Source organism: Thermomicrobium sp. CFH 73360, from assembly GCF_023806465.1.
GTDB lineage: Bacteria > Chloroflexota > Chloroflexia > Thermomicrobiales > Thermomicrobiaceae > Thermomicrobium.
The window spans coordinates 161,248-177,983 of sequence record NZ_JAMSLS010000003.1 but is presented as its reverse complement, the minus strand read 5'-3'; the positions used below and the strand labels follow the sequence as shown (position 1 = coordinate 177,983).

Genomic DNA, 16,736 nt, shown 5'->3' with positions numbered 1-16,736 from the left:
AACGGCGCTGTCCAGGCAGAGAACGATGTGCCCCGGGCGTAGAACCCGGGGCACATGAGCGATCACTATCAGAAACGAATCTCAGAAAGAGAGGTCGTCGATATTCGGATACTCGTCGAGAACCACATTGCCGAGCGTTCCATCGGGGAGCTTTTCGACCCGTCGAACCAGAACTGTTGTGATGACACCCTGGGCCTCGGGATGGAACCGGACTTCGTTCATCGGGCCTTGGAATCGGACGTTCTTAATGGCCTGGACGAATGCCTCCTTGTTCGAGGTATCGCCGTTCACCGCCTCCAGTGCCTGAGCCAAAATCATGATCGTGATGTAGCCCCAATACTCGAGGTGGCCTGGCAGTCGATTAAACTTCTGCTGAAACTTCCGGACGAACTCGCGATTCTGCGGCCGCTCGTAGCGGGCAGCATAATTGATAGCGCTCACGATACCGAGCGCTGCCTCGCCGACCTCGGGTAGGTAGGGATCGTCTCCGATCTCGGCGCCACCCAGCAACGGGAACTGATCCTTGAGGCCAAACTCCTGGTACTGCGTCATGAACCGGATGGCAGCGGCGCCGATAAACCACGCCCAGACCGCGTCAGCATTGGCAGCGCTCTGGAGAATTCGCTGGAGATACGGACCGAAATCCTGTGTGTCGAGTGGAGGATAGACTTCCGCGGCAATCTGCCCCCCAGACTTTTGGAAGTAATTCTTAAATATAGCCGCAACCGTGTGGCCGGTCTGATAATCCGGAGCTAAGAGCGCGACATTCCGATAGCCGCCTTTCTCATATGCCCACTTAGCTTGGATGAATTCATATTGCCCCTGGCAGAAAGAGGAACGGAAGATATAGGGGCTACGGACCTTGGGATCACGAGTAAGCGGTGGCCAACCAGCGATCGAGACGATTGTGACCTGCTTCTGCTCGTGCAGATAGTCACGGACAGCCGTCAGCTCAGGAGTAATGGTAAACCCAGTAACGACGTCAACCTTCTCACTCTCCACGAGACGACGGACGTGCGTGAGCGCCTGTTCCGGATTCCCTGCTGAATCTGCAGGGATGAGTTGAAGCTGACGCCCGGCCACGCCTTTCGCGAGTTCCTCTAGCGCAAGTTGCATCCCCTCTATGTGCCGTCGACCGGATGCCGCTAGGTTGCCAGTCTGCGCAACCACCACCCCGATCTTAAAGGGCGTTGCTGGCCGAGCAACCGTTGGCGTGGCAGCGGCCTGCGGAGTCGGCGTGGCAGCTGGGGCTGGTGTTGGTGAGGTTGCTGCTGCCGACGTCGGTGTTGGTGCGGGCACCGGCGTTGGCGTGGCACCACCGCCACCGCAGGCAGCCAAGAGCGCGCTCGCGGCTGCCGAGGCGGAAATGACGAGGAACCGGCGACGATTCATACCTTCTCCTCCCCTTCTCCAAGGACTTGACTGACCATCCTCGACCTGACACTAGCGAGACACTTGACAACCTCTTACCAACTCCGGCGAGAGAGCGAGTTCGCAAGGGGCGTTACATTCTCTTGTTCTTTTTAGACTCGTCTGATGCTGGCGACTCTCAACGGGACTGCGTGAACGCTAGCCTCGATGCCCCACCAGAATCGTCTAGCCTGATGGGGAGGGCGCGAACCCGATGTCACGTGTACTTTAATCATATACCCCTTAGCTGTCAACTATCCCCTCAGGCATGCCTTCACTCCCAACACTGCCAGCCGCCGAATGGGCACGATACACGGACTCACAAGCGAACAGAGCACACCGACCTGCCAGGGCCGAACCGCGATGTTGCCGTCCTCCCGCAAGACGGAGTATCCTTCTTCGGTGGATACCCCTAAGGGGTATTAGGACACTACAGGAATGGAAAGTGAGGGGCACAATGGTGACGCGGGTCTACACCGTACCGGACATAAGCTGCCAACACTGTGTACGAGCCATCACCGAGGAGTTGCGGAAGATCGCTGGCGTACAAGCGGTTGAGGTCGATCTCGCCACCAAGACAGTGCGCGTTGTGACCGAGGACGGAGTACCGGAGGAGCTCCTTCGTCGCGAGATTGAGGCGGCGGGTTACTCCGTCGCCGTGTGACCGTTTCCGTCGCATCGGTAAGGCCCAGGGCACGCTGGATCGCTGTGTGAGGAGGTGCTTTGCAGGGCGCTGTTACAGCAACATCGATGCCGCGTCCAGGACGAGTACTCCTCTGTGTCGGTCACAGTTGGGCCTGTGAGGTATCTCTGGTGGTGCATCTGCTTCTCTTCTGCTCCTTTCCCCACCGCCGTACCAATTCCCGAGCGAGCAGGGTACGTCGTTGCCTTTTCCAACACCGCGCGATTCTTTCTCCCGGCCCCATGCCGTAAGCCGTGTGCACGCACACATCCTATGGGGACAGGAAGCGGTTCCAGCCGATCATCGTCTGGCATACGGATATCAGACCGGTTGATCAGGGTTGCCCTTGATTCAACAGGAGAGCGTGGTCGCCTTGCTGCCTCGCAACGAGCAGTGGGGCTGGGAATACGTCGATTGCGCATCAGTCGCCATCAAAAGTTGGTGAACTCCGGTGCGATGGGCTTCCCAGTAGTCGTAGGACCCCCATCCTAGCCTTGGCTAGGCGAGGGGCCTGACGGGAAGAGGTATAGGAGTCGCAGGAGAACCGGGACGAAGGGATCTCCGGGAAAGGGGCAAGCGTGCCGAAGTGTCACTGCGTGCGAGGGCGGTGTCTTTTCGAGGTGCGACGTGGAGAAGCGATGGCGAATCCTCATCATTGACGACGACCACTCGTTTCGGTTCAGCATGGCCTGTGTGCTCGAACACTGGGCCAGCGTGCGAGTGGCTGAAGACATCGAGTCGGCGCGGAACCTGCTCACGAGCTGGCAACCGCACGCCGTCATCCTTGATCCCGTACTCCGTGCCGGTGACAGCATCGATCTCCTCTACCGCATCGCAGGGGAAGGACAGCGGATCATCTTCTGCTCCCTCTCCCGACGCGCCGATTTCCCGCCGGCGTATCGCAGCGATACCGTTGTGTATGTGCCGCGCGAATGGTCCGCGAGCGTTCTCGGTCTCTTCATCCAGCGACGCATTCGGGAAGCGTTCACAGAAGCGGGGAACGCCTCACAACCCCCAGTAGCGTGGGGCAATGGCCGAAGTTCGGATGGTTCGAGCGACGCCGTGCGCTTCATAGGGAATGGAAAGCTCTTGGGGAGCGCAAGGCGCACCGTGAACGCGAGCTAGGATCGCAGTAGCTGAGCGTGAGAGCGGAGAAGACGAGCAGTACGACCGCATCCTATCCCAGGAGACGATGACGAGACGGGACTTCTGCAGGGAGAGGTATAGGAACACGGTTGTCCCCAGCACGTGCGAGGAGACGAGGGACAAGGTACCACGCGGAGACAGCGAGCACAGTTCCGGCGAGGCAGTCAAGCACGTAGTGATTTCCGGTGCCGATGACCGCGAAGGTCATCAGCACCACATGTCCGAGCCCCAGCAAGCGCAAGAGCCAACTCTGTGAAAGCCGGAACAGCCCGACACAGACGAAGACGGAGAAGGCGACGTGCAAACTTGGCATGGCGGCGAAGGGGTTGTAGAGCGTTGCAATACCAGGATGGTCATAGTTGACCCCCCGGGAGAGAGCAAGGGTATCGACGAAGCCGCGCCACGGGAAGAAACGGGGAGGAGCGAGAGGGAACAATGTGTACGAGAGCAGACCGACCCCGAGAATAGCAAGAAACGTCGCCCGGACTTCACGATACCGACCCGGCACGAAGAAGAATGTCCAAACCCCGAACAAAACCACAGTCCAGAGGTGCGTATACGTGTAGACGGTGTTCAACACTGTGGTGACGATGGGATTTGCAAGAACGAAGGCTTGCACTGCCTGTTCGACGTCGAGGCCGAACGCTTGTTCGATCCGCATCACCAAGAAGGCGTTTTGGAAGGCGTCATAGGCTCGACCGGCGGCGATTCCCCGCGTGACATAGTACAAGCCAAAGAGGCTAGCCATGAGCCCGAACTCCAAGAGCGCAACTCGAATTCGAGGCTGCACGGCTTCCAGCGACCTGCTTTGGGGCCACTGGTGCATCGCAACCCCCTTCGCGCTCACGGAGAACTCGCGAACCCGGTCACTGGACGGGGCACGGGTTCGCGGCTAGTCTTACCATCGTCGCGGGCCGGACGTCCAGTCCGGCGCGAACAGGAGTCGTCACGATAGCGCGTTCGTACGCTATACTCTCCGTGTGACGGGGAGGCAGAAGCGTGAAGGCGACGATCGAAGAGGCGGTCACACGTTTTCTGGAGGATCTTCGTCTGTCACCACGGAGCCGTGCAACGTACAAAATCGCGCTGCGCAAGTTCCTGCATCACCTGACAGAGAATCAGGGCGTTGATCCAACGGCTCCAATCGACCAACTCCGCGAGGAGCATGCGATTGCGTTCTTACGCGACCTCGTGCCGGAGGACATCCGGACCCCGGAGGAAGTCTCACAGATGCGGACTGCACAGACCACCTTTGCAGCAGTACGGAAGTTCTTCGGGTATTTGGTCTCGTTTGACTTGCATCCAGGCTTGTCGACTGAGAAGTTGCGTGTTCGCGCGGCAACTGTGCTCCCGCGGTTCACCCCGCCGCCGCCCGATGTACGGACAGATGATCTGGAACGGATTGTTGCACATGTTCGGAGCTTGCCGGCAGCGAGTGATCCTTCTCAAGAACTGCGTCGTCTGAAGATCCGGGCGTTGATTTTGTTCCTTTTTCGGACCGGCGTACGCGTCTCTGAGCTCTGCGCCTTGCGTCGGCAAGACATCGATTTGGAGACGGGAACAGCACGCATCTACCGGGCAAAAGGAGGGAAGAGCCGCACGGTGCACTTCGATAGCGAAACTGCCGAAGCACTGGCAGCATACTGGAGAGCCCGCGGGGACAGTGGGCGTGGGGTCGGGTTATACCCCGCATTCAGTGGGCGTGATCGTCCGGGCCAGCCCGGGAAAGCGATCTCGCCTCGGACCGTTCAGGCGCTTGTCAGTCGTCTCTGTGAGCAGGCAGGTGTAGAGTATGCCGTCACCCCACACTCATTTCGACATGGTCTAGCCACCGAACTCGTGCGTCGTCGCGTGCGCGAATCGACCGTCCAAGCGATCCTGGGGCACGCTTCGCCGGTGACAACGCGAATCTATGTGCACTTGACGGCTCAAGAGGCGGCTGAGGAGTATCAAGCGGCTTTTGGGCCGTATCGCCGTCCCGGGCCTCGACAGGTGGTTGACCGATGAGCGTGCGATATCTGCCACTTTTGCTCATCGGTCTTCTCGTCATTGGTTGCAGCGGAACAGCACCACGACGACAAGCAGTTTCGCCAACCCCAACACCTCAGCTTCTGGTTGTGTTAACCCCAGACATCGGAGAAGTCCGCTATCGTCCCGAGCCGATTATCGGGCAACTTGTTTTGGCCACAACAGTCGGACCAGATGAAGCCCCAAAGGACGAGGTGAGCGCGATTCCCGCAAACACGCGTCAGATCTATCTTGTTGTGCGAGCGACCGACCTTCCAGCCGGGACACGGTTGAGTGCGGTCTGGCTTCGAGGGACGAGTGAGATCGGACACTCGGAACGACAGCTGGCGGATGCAGTCTCCGGTCCGCGCTGGATCGCACTCCTGCTCCAGTCGGACACGCCACTGGTTGGTGGGGAGTACAGTGTCCGCCTGTATCTCAATGATCGTTTCATCGACTCGCTTGTCTTCACGGTCGGCGGAGCACGGGGGACAAGCGAGGAACAAATCACCTTGGTATTCGCGGGTGATCGACCGAGCAGCAGTGGACCGATCACTGCACAGAGCGTGTTTCCGCTCGGGACGGTGCGGGTTGTTGCTATCCTGGCAAACATGCCACCAGACTTGACTGGTGACTTCTGGAGCCGCTGGACAGTCGACGGCCGAGTCTTGACGGAAATCGGCGCCGACGATGTCACACTCGCATTCGTACGGACCTTCACGCTGCAACGCGACGAGCCACTGCCACCCGGGAATTACACTGTTCAGATCTTCGCCGATCAGCAAGAGATCGCGCAAGGGAGTTTCACGGTTGCCGGCGCAACGCCAACACCAGAGCCACGTCAGGCGGTCGTCGAGGACGTCCGGATCGTACGGACTATTGAGCCGAGCACCGGGTTACCGGTCGGGGCCAGGGTGAGGGAAATCCAGGCACCGGCGCGTGTCTACGTGGCGATCCTGGTGCGTGATCTTCAGCCAGCAGACGAACTCCGTGTGATCTGGGAACGCGCAGGTACCCTTATGAGTCAGCAGCCGCTCAGTGGACTCTCATATCCCGCTAACTGGGTCTCGGTACCATTCGACATCCCAGCAGAGGAGGGGACCGAACCAGTGCTCTATCAGGTCACGGTCTGGCTCAACGGGAACCCAGCCGGTGAGGCGACGTTCATCGTTCATCCGAGTTCCTGAAGGAATCACGGGCAAACAAGCAGGATTTATTCCGCGTGGCTCTATAGCCTCCGACACTGAGAGAGCTCACTGGTTGCTGGACCACAGGACCGAACTCGCTTCTCAGGCGGTCCTCAGTTCCTCAACAATCTGACGAGCCGCGGTCAACCAGCGCTCATCAGTCTCATCGGGAACGGAGCAGCCATTAGCGAGGATGAATTTCCGACCGCCCGTTTGCTGAAGTGCATCGAGTGCCTCGTCCCGGATCGCCTCGAGAGGTCCATTTGTAAGTGCGCCGAACTCGTCCCAGCCACCCATAAGACACTTCTCGGTGCGCTGACGCGCCTCACGCAGAGAGGGGCCAGCACGCCGATCGCTCCAACTGAGGACCTGAACTGGATAGTGGAGCACGTCGTCGAAGAACAGCTCGCGATCACCGTGCACATGGAGAATGTTGAGCCAGCCATCGGCGGCACCAGCAAGCGCGAGAAGATCGTACGGCCGACCGAACTCGCGGTAGCGCTCGACTGGCATCGTCGCTGCCGTACAGCCCTGGAGGGCGAAAAAGACGCCGTCCGCACCAGCAGCCAACACAAGTTCCAAGTGGGCGCGAATATTCTCGGCCAGTAGAGCCAGCACCTGGTGCAGCAGTGCGGGGTGCTCGGCTGCAAGCTCCAGCACAAACTCGGGACGAGCGGCGGCGTACATGGCCTGCGTCAGCGGGCTAAAGACTGTGACGACAATCGGGACGTCGGGGCCGACGAGCTCACGAAGATGACGCACTGCACGAACCCACTCCTGCGCATAACGTGAGCGGCGCATGTCGATCGCATCGATAAGGTACCAGTCATCAAGCTCAACCACAGCACGCCGGGGAAAGGGATAGCGCAGGTCAGGCATCAGCTTCACAATATCGAGATCGAAACGGCGGACAAAGAAGTCGTACGTCAGCTCCGCCAGCCGATGTCCGGAGCCATGGGGACGGAAATGATGCCAGAAACAGACCGGTGGGCGGTCGACCACCTCACCGCGGAGCGCTGCCTGCACACGCTCGCGCTTCGTCAATGTTGCCACGCGTCTCCCTCCTCTCAGTCCTGCAGTACTTCGCTGATCCGTTCCGGTACGGTGACGATTAGCCTCGGTTCAGTGTTGTCAAGAACGACGAGGCGATCTCCCCTCGACCCCTCGGCGAGAGCGACAACCGTGCCGTCGGACGCAACCACAACGCCGCGGACGAGCCATCCTGGCAAGAGATGCTCGACGGGATCCAGTGTCGCGGTCTCGTAAACCCAGATGCCATCTCCGAGGTCGTCTGTCGATGGGAAGACGGTATAGAGCAGACGGCCATCTGGAGAAAGTGCGGCGTGGAGTGACAACGGCGATGCGGCTTGCACATCCGGCCACAACAGGCCTGAGAAGCGCCGCCACAAGGTAGTCGTCTCCTTTTCAGAAGCTGGTCGAGTTGCCTCGCGGCGCTCTCCGGTGTCAGCATCGAGAGCGACCACGCGGCGCAAGCGTGTCTCGACGAGAAACAGCCAGCGACCGTCATGCGACGGCAGGAGCACCGTCGTCGCGGGATCAGCGACAACCCGCGCAATCGTCTGACCTGTAACGAGATCCCAGAGCCCCAGCCAGCTGCTTGACGAATCCCTACACCAGGAGAACCAGCCTGGCTGAGTTGTGCTCAGAGCTCCACCGTCGATCGTCGGGTTCGCAAGGCAGTCAGTATCGGCGAATGCAGCAGCGTCGAACGACCAGCGACGGGACATTCGGACTTCGAGCGTCTCGGCGTCTAGGATCGAGACTCGCGCCTCCCCGGAGGCGTCCAGCGAGAGGAGGCGTTCGAACACAACCAGCTGGCTTCCGGATGTCACAGCAACCCGTGGCAGGAGCTGTGTTCCCCGCAACGCACCCGGCAGCACTTGGCGTGCTCTGACTTCGTCGGAACGACTGTCGATCGCGATGATTTCTGCGAGCCAGCTCTGGCCTAGGCGAGCAGCGCGATAGACAAGGATCACCGGCTTATCCGAAACGCCGGCCACTGCCATGGTCATCGCTGGAGTGGAGGTCGAACCAGGCTGGAGCGAGGCACGGACAGGCTCGAGATCAATGCGCCGTTCCTGTCCAGAATGCACATCAGTGAGCACAAGGCTCAGCTGCCAAAGGCCACCATAGAGTCGACTGATGGTGCCGATTGGGAAAGAGGAACGACGGACAACGTAGGTCACTCCACCAGCCTTGACGGCCGTCTCCCCGAGCAACCGTACCATGCTCCCGGTGCTCGGATCGAAGCGGAGGGCTGTGACCCAGGAACTCGCACGGAAAAGAACCGGGGCATCGCTGGGAAGTGGTGCTGCGAGGCGGGGAGCGACTTCGAGAAGGCTACTGGATACGGCCGAAGCGATTCCGTCAGTTGCTTCGATATCGAGGCGCCACCGTCCGGGCTCATTCAAAGGAACAGCCAACTCGTATATGCCAGGAGCAACCTCGCGTGCGGAACGAACCTCAGCGATGGGCGTCACTGCGCCGTCAGGGCTCCCAAAGACGGGGAGAACCAGAACACGACCTTGGAGCCCACTTACTGGTGTCTCCTGGAGGCCGACGACCTGGAAACGGACGGTTACGACATCCCCTGCAACGGGAGCGGTCGGCTCGACGGTGACCTGCGCGATGCGCAACGCTGGTCCCTCCGCGGCACCTGGTGCAGGAACCGGTACGAGGAATGAGCTGGCGAGGACGAGGAGAATGACCACTGCCTGTCGCATGCGCAGGTCCCGGCAGGACGAGGGCACCTTGCTGGTGCCTCACCACGAATAGGGCTGGTAGGAACGCTCATGAGCCTCGGCGAGATAACGGACGAGGAGTTCGACCGCCCCTGCGATATCCGCAACGTGGGCCATTTCGTTCACGGTATGGACATACCGGGTGGGGATCGACAACGTGACCGCCGGAACACCGGCACGCGTGCGCTGCACGGCACCGGCGTCAGTTCCTCCGCGAGGCAGGAGTTCGAGCTGGTAGCGAATGCCGTGACGCTCGGCAATCTCGCGCAGATGCTCAACAAGTGGACGACTGGGCAGGTGGGAGGTATCGAAGACCTTTATCGCTACTCCCTCACCGAGGCGCGTGACGCGATCGTCCGCGTCAATCCCGGGGACATCACCTGCGATGGTGACGTCGAGGGCGATACCGACATCGGGTTCAAGACCAAAGGCAGCTGTCTGCGCCCCACGGAGTCCGACCTCCTCTTGGACAGTAGCGACCGCAAGGATCTCGACCTCGTGTTGCTCGAGATGCCGGAGCGCTTCCAGCATGACGAAGACACCGACGCGATCATCGAGCGCCTTACTCAGGACAGTCGGACCGAGTCGCACGAAGTCACGCGCCAGAGTCACCATATCACCCAACTCGATGCGTGCCCGCACGTCGTCCGGTGGCAGGCCCAGATCAACATAGAGATCTTCGAGCGCTGGGGCCTTCCGTTCCTCACTCGTCAAGAGATGGATTGGCTTCGTCGCCAGTTGCAGCGCACCGAGCAGCGGCTCACCCTGACGCGGCCAGACAGAGACACGCTGCGCAACGAGGACGCGGGGGTCGAAGCCACCGACGGGTTGGAGGCGGAGAAAGCCCTGATCGTCGATGTAGCGGACCAAGAAGCCGATCTCGTCCATATGCGCGGCGAGCATGATCCGCCGATCAGCACGGCCACGGCGGATGCCGATGAGGTTTCCCATGGCATCGCTACGGAGTTCATCAACAAGTGGCTGGAGGGCCGAGTGAACGATCGCCGCGACGCGCTCCTCGTGGCCTGGTACACCAGGGGCTTCGCACAAGCGCTCAAGCAGCTGCCAATCGAGTTCCATCGAGTCACCGTCCCTGTACAGAGTCGACCGTCCGCTGCCGCACTGATCCTAGCATCAAGTGTCAATCAGCCCAAGTGGAGGGTGGCGAGAGGTGTCAACCGAACAACAAATCACTCAACCTCCGGGGTAGAAGAGCGCAGGACAAAGGCTAAAGCCACGGGTGTCAGAGGCAAGACCCTGAGGATGTGTTGGTTGTCACCTGCAGGTGTGCTCGGTCCTCAAGCGCAGGAGCCGCCCATACGGCTCGTGGCTCGTACTCATCACGATCCTTCGAGCAAGTACGGCCTGCTCTGTCAGCTAGCTTGCTCTTGCAGCAGAAGTCCCCTTGCTTCAAAAAACGTCCACAGCGGCCTGCCTTGTGGAGGGTCCTCCACCCACAGGGGTACAAGGAATGACACACACTTGGCCTCAGCGCCGACGCTGTCGCTGCTTGCTGTCTCATAACTAAGGAGTACTCACGTGCCGTGCCTTGCGACTTACGGGGCGGAGCAGGCGTCCATTAGGTAACACTCCAAGGTTAGGATGTTGCGGTAGCAACGACGCCGGTGAAGGAGGTTCACGGTGGTCCAACAGTTAACACGCGAGCAGGTCCCGATTGAGGAGACATGGAATTTGGAAGACCTCTTTCCGAATCCTGAGGCCTGGGAGGTGGAGCGTGAGTCAATCCTCCGTGACCTTGGAGCACTCGAGCAGTTGCGGGGGACCCTTCGTCAAGGAGTGTCGCAGGTACTACGGGTTCTCCTGCTTGCGGACGAGTTGGACCAGCGGGTAAGCAAGCTCTACGCCTACGCACTTTTGGCCCGTGATCAGGACACACGTGACACCGCAGCAGCGGAGCGGTATGAGCGTGCGGTTTACGTTGGGACACTTGCCGGACGCGCTTCTGCCTGGATTGCTCCGGAACTTTTGGCAACGTACGACGACACGGCTTTGCTCGAGATGGTGAAGCATGAGCCAGGATTGGCTCCGTTCCGGCGGTTCCTCGAACGACTGGTGCGGGAGCGGCCGCATGTGCGTTCGGCCGAGGTCGAGGAACTCCTCGCCGAGACGGCACCGCTCGCGCACGCACCTAGCACGGCCTTCACACTTCTCGACAACGCCGATATCCGGTACGGCACAGTCACCGATGTGGACGGCAGCACGGTTGAGCTGACGAAAGGTCGTTATCAACTGCTTTTAGAACGACGGGACCGGCGCGTGCGGCAGCAAGCCTATGAGGTCTTCAACGCGCCGTATATTGCACATCGGCACACGCTTGCGGCGCTCTTGAGTGCTGCGAACCAGCGTGACGCCTTCTATGCACGAGCCCGACGATATGACTCCGCGTTGCACGCCGCCCTTCACCCGGACAACATTCCGGTCGAGGTGTATACGACGCTGATCGCGCTGGTACGCCAGCATGCTGATCTTCTCCAGCGCTATCTGGCGTTGCGGAAGCGGGTATTGGGCCTCGAACGCCTACGGACATTCGATCTCTACGTGCCACTGGTGGAGCGACCGGAACGCTCGTACACGTACCAGGAAGCACGCGAGCTCGTGCTGGAAGCGCTGCGTCCGCTTGGTGCGGACTACGTCGAGCCGCTGCGGGCCGGGCTCGCCAACCGTTGGGTGGATGTGCACGAAACCGTGGGGAAGCGATCTGGAGGCTACAGTCTCGGCGTGTATGGAGTCCACCCGTATATCCTGCTGAACTGGAACGGAACATTGCGCGAAGTGTTCACGTTGGCACATGAACTGGGGCACGCGATGCACTCCTACTTCAGCTCCCGGACCCAGCCACATCCCACCGCGGAGTACACAATCTTTGTGGCCGAAGTGGCTTCGACCTTCAACGAGCGGCTGCTCACACACGCTCTTCTTGAGACGACAACTGACCCGCGCGAGCGAGCCGCACTGGTCAACGACGCGCTCGACACGTTCCGGATCGCGTTGTATCGCCAGACGCTCTTCGCCGAGTTCGAGCTCCTGACGCACCAAGCCGTGGAGCGCGGGGAAGGGCTGAGCGCGGATGGGCTGTGCACGCTCTATGGCCGCCTGATCAGCGAGTACTACGGCCCGGATCTTGAACTCGACGACGAAGTACGTCACGAGTGGAGCCGGGTACCCCACTTTTATCGGGCGTTCTATGTGTACCAGTACGCGACCGGCCTGGTGGCTGCGACCGCCTTGGCTCGCGCTGTGCTCGAAGGGGACGAGGTAGCACGGCAGCGTTATCTGGCATTCCTCGCAGCAGGATCCTCTAAAGATTCGTTGGAACTCCTGCGGGATGCTGGTGTTGACTTGACGACGGCGGAGCCCTATCGAGCAGCTTTCGCAACGATGGAACAGGATCTGGCGACGTTGGAGTCGGCACTCGTGGAACTTGGCATGGTGAGGTGAGTGAGGGGACAACCGTCAGCGCAGCCCGGGAGCGGATTCTGCCACAGAACAGAAGAACCGATAGGGGTCGAGCACATGGACCCCTAGGTCGCGCGGGCACCGCGGGGATAACCCGGTTCATGCTCGCGGAGAACGGCACGCCATCAACTGCACACTCTCGGCCGCAGCATTCTGCGGTGGCCCCAAACAGAAAGGATCGCGCTCCTGACTTACGATGTGGACGCACACCGTAAGCTTCGCAGGCTCGGACATATTGGTCACTAGCTGATCGAAGCGTATGGAAGCCCAACGATACCCAATCGCGCATCGGCAACTGTGCTTTGCACGGTAGAGACGAAGAGTCTCACGTTAGGGGGAGCGTGGGTACACCCTGAGCGGCCGCACACGTTCTGTGCTGGACAGCGGCCATGGGCTCTCGCCACGGTGAGGAAGAAGCACGCTCGGCGATATGGAGAGCAACAGTACCGAGCATGAACATGCGGTATCGGACAGCGGGGAAGCCACTGCTGCGCAGGAGCGCGGCGAGCTCGTGCGGCGTCGGGAACGCGGCGGTCGAGCGGGGTAGGTACCGGTAAGCCTCGCGATCACCGCTGACGAGCCCACCAAGCCAAGGGACGAAGCCATCGAAGTAGAGCCGGAGGAGGGGGGCAAACAGGCCACGAGCAGGGCTTGTCTCCAGGATGACGAGACGTCCGCCGGGCCGCAAAACCCGCGCGAACTCACCGATGGCTGCGGCATAGTCGGGAAGGTTACGGAGGCCGAAGGCGATCGTGCAGACATCAACCGAACCATCGCGAAGTGGCAGGCGCATGGCGTCACCGCAGAGGAGCGCAACGCGCTGCGCACGTGTCACAGCACGCTTGCGGGCGGCAAGGCGGAGCATCTCGACGCTGAAATCCAGGGCGAGCACACGGCAAGCCCCCTGAGCAGCAAGCTCGAGCGCAAGATCACCAGTGCCGGTGGCCACATCGAGAACGACGGACGGGGCGACCTCGAGAGCAGCCCGGGCAGCAGCTCGACGCCAGGCGATGTCCCGGCCAAAGGTCATCACGCGGTTCATGAGATCGTAGCGGCGGGCGATACGGTCGAACATTTGACGGATCTCGCTGGGTGGCCGAAGGGCACCGCGGCCGCTCATGATCGCTCCTTTCCCTGGCTGGAATCGTAGCGCAGAGCTCAGTGGCTGTAGAGACCGGCGAGCTCACCGCTGGCGAGGATGTGCCCTTCGACGGCCCGCAGGAATCGGTTACGCGTGACACCGAGCGCAAGGCTGGTTGGTTGGTCAAGTGCAGAGAGGTAGAAGGCGTCGCGATGTGAGCGACCGGGCGGTGGGCATGGTGCGCGGTAACCGAGTGCCCCGAAGTCGTTCCGACCTTGCCAGGCACTGTTCGGGAGCACGTCCAACGGTGCAGTACCCGCCGCTGCCGACCGTGTGTGCGCAGGAAGCTCGTACACAAGTCAGTGGGTGAAGGTGCCTCCTGGTGCGTCGGGATCCTGAGCCAGCAGGGCGAGCGACACAGTGCCAGGCGGCTCACATGAGGCAAGCGGTGGGGAACGTCAGCCCCTTCGCAGGTGTGCTCGACCGGAATCGTCGCCCCCTGGGTGAAGGCGGAGCTGGTCAATGCAAGCTGAACAGTGAGAGGGCTGGGGCTTGGTGGGGAGGTCGGGACACCACATGCCCAACGGAGCGACAGCGACGCGAGCCACAGCTCGCGGAGAGAGCCGCCGAAACGCACGAAGACTCTTCCGAACTCCTCAAGCGGTTCCCTCCGGGACCCACAATGTTCTTGCAGGGTAGTGTCGCGTAGCAACCGGCTCGATGGGAGAGGCTTAGTGCCAACGCATCCGTGACTACCCTGAGGGCAAGTCGCGCGCTGGTAGCGCATTCCTCGTTCCGAGCAGGAGCTCCTGACCTATCCCGAGAACCTGTCGCGAGAACAGCGAGGGAGCCAGAGGGTCAGGTGAGAACCCATTTCGTGGGCGCTGCAGCACCCACGGGATACTTCACGGGGCACCGATGGGCCTCCAACCGCCCTTCACACTGGCTCACTGAGAAAGAAGCGAGCGAGGGCAGACTGGTGAACAGAACGGTATTTCGCATGCGGAAAGAGCGCAATGTGCTACAGTGGCGTGTCCTGCTTGTTGATTCTCTGAGGAGTAATGAGGAAGTGAGGATGGAACCGACACCTGGCCCGTGCAGTACCATCCGGCGGCATCCGGAGCGAGCGATACCAGACGAAGTGAAGGAGATCTTGGCTACTGGGCTCGTGGCTCACGTCGGCTTTTGTGAAGACGGACAGCCATTCGTCATCCCGATGTCGTACCATTACAGCCCGACAAGACCCGATCGGCTGTACCTGCACGGATCGCGCGACAGCAGGCTCATGCAGCTGCTGGCTCGTGGGGCAGCAGTGAGCGTTGCCGTGACGCTTGTCGATGGACTCGTTTACTCCCGGACTGCGTTCAATCACTCGATGAACTACCGGAGTGTCGTCTGCTTTGGACGGGCGCGGGTCGTCGAGGACGAAAGGGAGCAACGGAGACATTTCGAGGAGATGACCGCCCGTTACTTTCCGGGACGAACCCCCGGGGAAGACTACGCGCCAGCAACAGCGCAGCAGCTTGCGGTGACGCTGTTGGTCGAGGTCGAGATCGAAGAATGGAGCGCGAAGGCTCGTCGCGGCGGGCCACGCGGGCCTTACGACAATGATCCGGATGCACCAGGAAGTGCGGGCGTCGTAGCGATATCCCGTGCAAAGGGCTCTGAGCAATGATGGCAAGGGTCTTCGTGGGGTTGGCGTCGTAGCACTAGCGCGTACGAAGTCGGGGGTTCTTGAGTTAGCAAACGGGTTCTCTACACCCTCGCCGCTGGAACCACCTCCTGTATCTGATCCGTCTACTTCGCACAAAGACGTTCATTAATATCCTTGGTCGCTAATACAATTGCAGCGTCTCAGGGACCACTTGCCATTCTGAAGCCAGGCAAGGCAGGAAGGGAGAGGGACATGCGGGAGGCGCTTGTCGAGACAGTGGTGTTTCTCATTATTGGAGGCACCGCCGGTGTCGTGGCTTACCTTGCGTTCTTCCGCTCGGTACCAGCACGCCCGTGGGGCCTCATCGGCGCAATCACGGTAGGGATCCTCGGCGGTGTAGTTGGCGGATGGCTGACCGAGTGGTTGGGGCTTCAAGCAGTCAACTGGGTAGGCTCGCTGGTTATCGCCATCATTGGTGCGCTTCTTTTGCTGTGGCTCATCGCGCGCGTTGTACCGCGTCAACCAGCTTGAGTGGGGGTGTAGCCAGGGGCTGCCTGTACTCGTCGCGTGCTGGCAGTTGAGAGTGTCTGTGGCATCGACCTGCGACGCACATGGTTGGACGCAGCGCCGATCTTGGCTTTGCCGGCGAGTATCTGGCGATCAGCTCCCATGGTACCGCCGAGGTGCCCGAACTCGCCGCGCATCACTGGGTGAGGCCCGCAAAGAGAACCTCTTCTGTGTCGAAACCAGATGGCAGGAGAGCCGAGCTACCCAGGGATGTAATCGCCTATCAGGGTTGGGGGAACTGTCCGCAGGCAGGGCACGTCACTGGAGCACGAACAGGTACTGTCACTTGTCCTGCCAACTCCCGTGCCGTGGGGATCACATGGCAGCCCTTGGAACTTACCTTACCTACCGATCCTCGTCTTCTAATGGCTGGCGTCCGCGGAAACCAGCGTCCAGCTCATGCCAAAAGGCGACAGTGGGCTCGTCCACTTTCCAACAGAGGTAGACTTCGCGGCCATCACGGAGACTTGGGAAGTCGACGAGACCCATCTCGAGGTCCTTGACCTCGACGCCGAGGTCGTGAATCTGACGCACCTTTTCGCGGATTGCTCGGGCCAGTTCGGCGACGCGCATCTCGTGGGTCTGAAATCGCGCGCCGTGGCCATTGAGGAAAGCGAGGGGAGCAAGTCGACGGAGTTCGGCGAGCTCGCGGTCGAGCTCGCGTTTTTCCGCTTGGAGCGCCGTCAGGAGTCCACGGAGCCGTGGGACGAGCTGCCGAGCCTCTTGAACCGTGAAATACCGTCGCTGGGGACGATCCATGACT

Annotated in this window: 15 protein-coding genes; 7 read left to right on the top strand and 8 right to left on the bottom strand. The window is 60.7% G+C overall.

Annotation, left to right across the window (positions count from 1 at the left end; all coding sequences use genetic code 11):
- Positions 1-81: 81 nt before the first annotated feature.
- Positions 82-1,392, bottom strand: coding sequence for an ABC transporter substrate-binding protein (locus NET03_RS07520; protein WP_252128294.1), 1,311 nt, complete (start codon positions 1,390-1,392; stop codon positions 82-84).
- A 475-nt stretch (positions 1,393-1,867) separates the two neighbouring features.
- Here NET03_RS07520 and NET03_RS07515 point away from each other — a divergent pair, with 475 nt between their 5' ends.
- Positions 1,868-2,074: a heavy-metal-associated domain-containing protein gene (locus NET03_RS07515; RefSeq protein WP_252128293.1), complete on the top strand. Its 207-nt coding sequence runs from the start codon at positions 1,868-1,870 to the stop codon at positions 2,072-2,074.
- Positions 2,075-2,719: 645 nt separating this feature from the next.
- The gene (locus NET03_RS07510; protein WP_252128292.1) at positions 2,720-3,217 is read left to right on the top strand and encodes a response regulator; all 498 of its coding nucleotides are present in this window, start codon (positions 2,720-2,722) and stop codon (positions 3,215-3,217) included.
- Positions 3,218-3,269: 52 nt separating this feature from the next.
- Here the strand turns inward: NET03_RS07510 and NET03_RS07505 are convergent, their stop codons facing one another.
- Positions 3,270-4,064, bottom strand: a complete 795-nt coding sequence (locus tag NET03_RS07505; protein ID WP_252128291.1) for a phosphatase PAP2 family protein — start codon at positions 4,062-4,064, stop codon at positions 3,270-3,272.
- A gap of 173 nt (positions 4,065-4,237) precedes the next feature.
- Here NET03_RS07505 and NET03_RS07500 point away from each other — a divergent pair, with 173 nt between their 5' ends.
- Positions 4,238-5,245, top strand: a complete 1,008-nt coding sequence (locus NET03_RS07500) for a tyrosine-type recombinase/integrase (RefSeq protein ID WP_252128290.1) — start codon at positions 4,238-4,240, stop codon at positions 5,243-5,245.
- The gene (locus NET03_RS07495; protein WP_252128289.1) at positions 5,242-6,432 is read left to right on the top strand and encodes a hypothetical protein; all 1,191 of its coding nucleotides are present in this window, start codon (positions 5,242-5,244) and stop codon (positions 6,430-6,432) included. Before NET03_RS07500 ends, NET03_RS07495 begins: the two co-directional genes overlap by 4 nt.
- Before the next feature lie 102 nt (positions 6,433-6,534).
- On the opposite strand, the gene NET03_RS07490 is transcribed toward NET03_RS07495, so the two are convergent.
- Genes NET03_RS07490 through NET03_RS07480 form a run of 3 tightly spaced genes read right to left on the bottom strand, consistent with a single transcriptional unit; the run spans position 6,535 to position 10,274 of the window.
- Positions 6,535-7,485 (bottom strand): uroporphyrinogen decarboxylase family protein, encoded by a 951-nt coding sequence (locus tag NET03_RS07490; RefSeq protein ID WP_252128288.1) that lies wholly within the window; start codon positions 7,483-7,485, stop codon positions 6,535-6,537.
- A gap of 14 nt (positions 7,486-7,499) precedes the next feature.
- Positions 7,500-9,176 (bottom strand): YncE family protein, encoded by a 1,677-nt coding sequence (locus tag NET03_RS07485; RefSeq protein ID WP_252128287.1) that lies wholly within the window; start codon positions 9,174-9,176, stop codon positions 7,500-7,502.
- Positions 9,177-9,215: 39 nt separating this feature from the next.
- Positions 9,216-10,274 carry a M42 family metallopeptidase gene (locus NET03_RS07480; protein WP_252128286.1) on the bottom strand — a complete coding sequence of 353 codons (1,059 nt, stop codon included), beginning with the start codon at positions 10,272-10,274 and terminating at the stop codon, positions 9,216-9,218.
- A 561-nt stretch (positions 10,275-10,835) separates the two neighbouring features.
- Here NET03_RS07480 and pepF point away from each other — a divergent pair.
- Complete coding sequence (gene pepF / locus NET03_RS07475) at positions 10,836-12,653, top strand: oligoendopeptidase F (protein ID WP_252128285.1); 1,818 nt, start codon at positions 10,836-10,838, stop codon at positions 12,651-12,653.
- Positions 12,654-12,996: 343 nt separating this feature from the next.
- Here the strand turns inward: pepF and ubiE are convergent, their stop codons facing one another.
- Both ubiE and NET03_RS07465 read right to left on the bottom strand, forming a co-directional pair.
- Positions 12,997-13,791 carry a bifunctional demethylmenaquinone methyltransferase/2-methoxy-6-polyprenyl-1,4-benzoquinol methylase UbiE gene (ubiE, locus tag NET03_RS07470; protein WP_252128284.1) on the bottom strand — a complete coding sequence of 265 codons (795 nt, stop codon included), beginning with the start codon at positions 13,789-13,791 and terminating at the stop codon, positions 12,997-12,999.
- A gap of 38 nt (positions 13,792-13,829) precedes the next feature.
- A complete protein-coding gene (locus tag NET03_RS07465) occupies positions 13,830-14,108 on the bottom strand; it encodes a YbhB/YbcL family Raf kinase inhibitor-like protein (protein ID WP_503008099.1) in 279 nt (92 codons plus the stop codon).
- A 719-nt stretch (positions 14,109-14,827) separates the two neighbouring features.
- Between NET03_RS07465 and NET03_RS07460 the strand changes: the two genes are divergently transcribed.
- Together NET03_RS07460 and NET03_RS07455 are read left to right on the top strand one after the other, a co-directional pair.
- Complete coding sequence (locus NET03_RS07460; RefSeq protein ID WP_252128283.1) at positions 14,828-15,427, top strand: pyridoxamine 5'-phosphate oxidase family protein; 600 nt, start codon at positions 14,828-14,830, stop codon at positions 15,425-15,427.
- Between the two features lie 231 nt (positions 15,428-15,658).
- Positions 15,659-15,937, top strand: coding sequence for a GlsB/YeaQ/YmgE family stress response membrane protein (locus NET03_RS07455; protein ID WP_252128282.1), 279 nt, complete (start codon positions 15,659-15,661; stop codon positions 15,935-15,937).
- Positions 15,938-16,318: 381 nt separating this feature from the next.
- On the opposite strand, the gene NET03_RS07450 is transcribed toward NET03_RS07455, so the two are convergent.
- On the bottom strand, positions 16,319-16,732 hold the full coding sequence (locus NET03_RS07450; protein ID WP_252128281.1) for a DUF2203 domain-containing protein: 414 nt from the start codon (positions 16,730-16,732) through the stop codon (positions 16,319-16,321).
- Positions 16,733-16,736: the final 4 nt, after the last annotated feature.

Coding starts and splice junctions, on each gene's coding strand:
- NET03_RS07505 (WP_252128291.1), bottom strand. CDS start 4,064: ATGCACCAGTGGCCCCAAAGCAGGTCGCTGGAAGCCGTGCAGCCTCGA.
- NET03_RS07460 (WP_252128283.1), top strand. CDS start 14,828: ATGGAACCGACACCTGGCCCGTGCAGTACCATCCGGCGGCATCCGGAG.
- NET03_RS07515 (WP_252128293.1), top strand. CDS start 1,868: ATGGTGACGCGGGTCTACACCGTACCGGACATAAGCTGCCAACACTGT.
- NET03_RS07495 (WP_252128289.1), top strand. CDS start 5,242: ATGAGCGTGCGATATCTGCCACTTTTGCTCATCGGTCTTCTCGTCATT.
- NET03_RS07485 (WP_252128287.1), bottom strand. CDS start 9,176: ATGCGACAGGCAGTGGTCATTCTCCTCGTCCTCGCCAGCTCATTCCTC.
- ubiE (WP_252128284.1), bottom strand. CDS start 13,791: ATGAGCGGCCGCGGTGCCCTTCGGCCACCCAGCGAGATCCGTCAAATG.
- NET03_RS07455 (WP_252128282.1), top strand. CDS start 15,659: ATGCGGGAGGCGCTTGTCGAGACAGTGGTGTTTCTCATTATTGGAGGC.
- NET03_RS07520 (WP_252128294.1), bottom strand. CDS start 1,392: ATGAATCGTCGCCGGTTCCTCGTCATTTCCGCCTCGGCAGCCGCGAGC.
- NET03_RS07450 (WP_252128281.1), bottom strand. CDS start 16,732: ATGGATCGTCCCCAGCGACGGTATTTCACGGTTCAAGAGGCTCGGCAG.
- NET03_RS07480 (WP_252128286.1), bottom strand. CDS start 10,274: ATGGAACTCGATTGGCAGCTGCTTGAGCGCTTGTGCGAAGCCCCTGGT.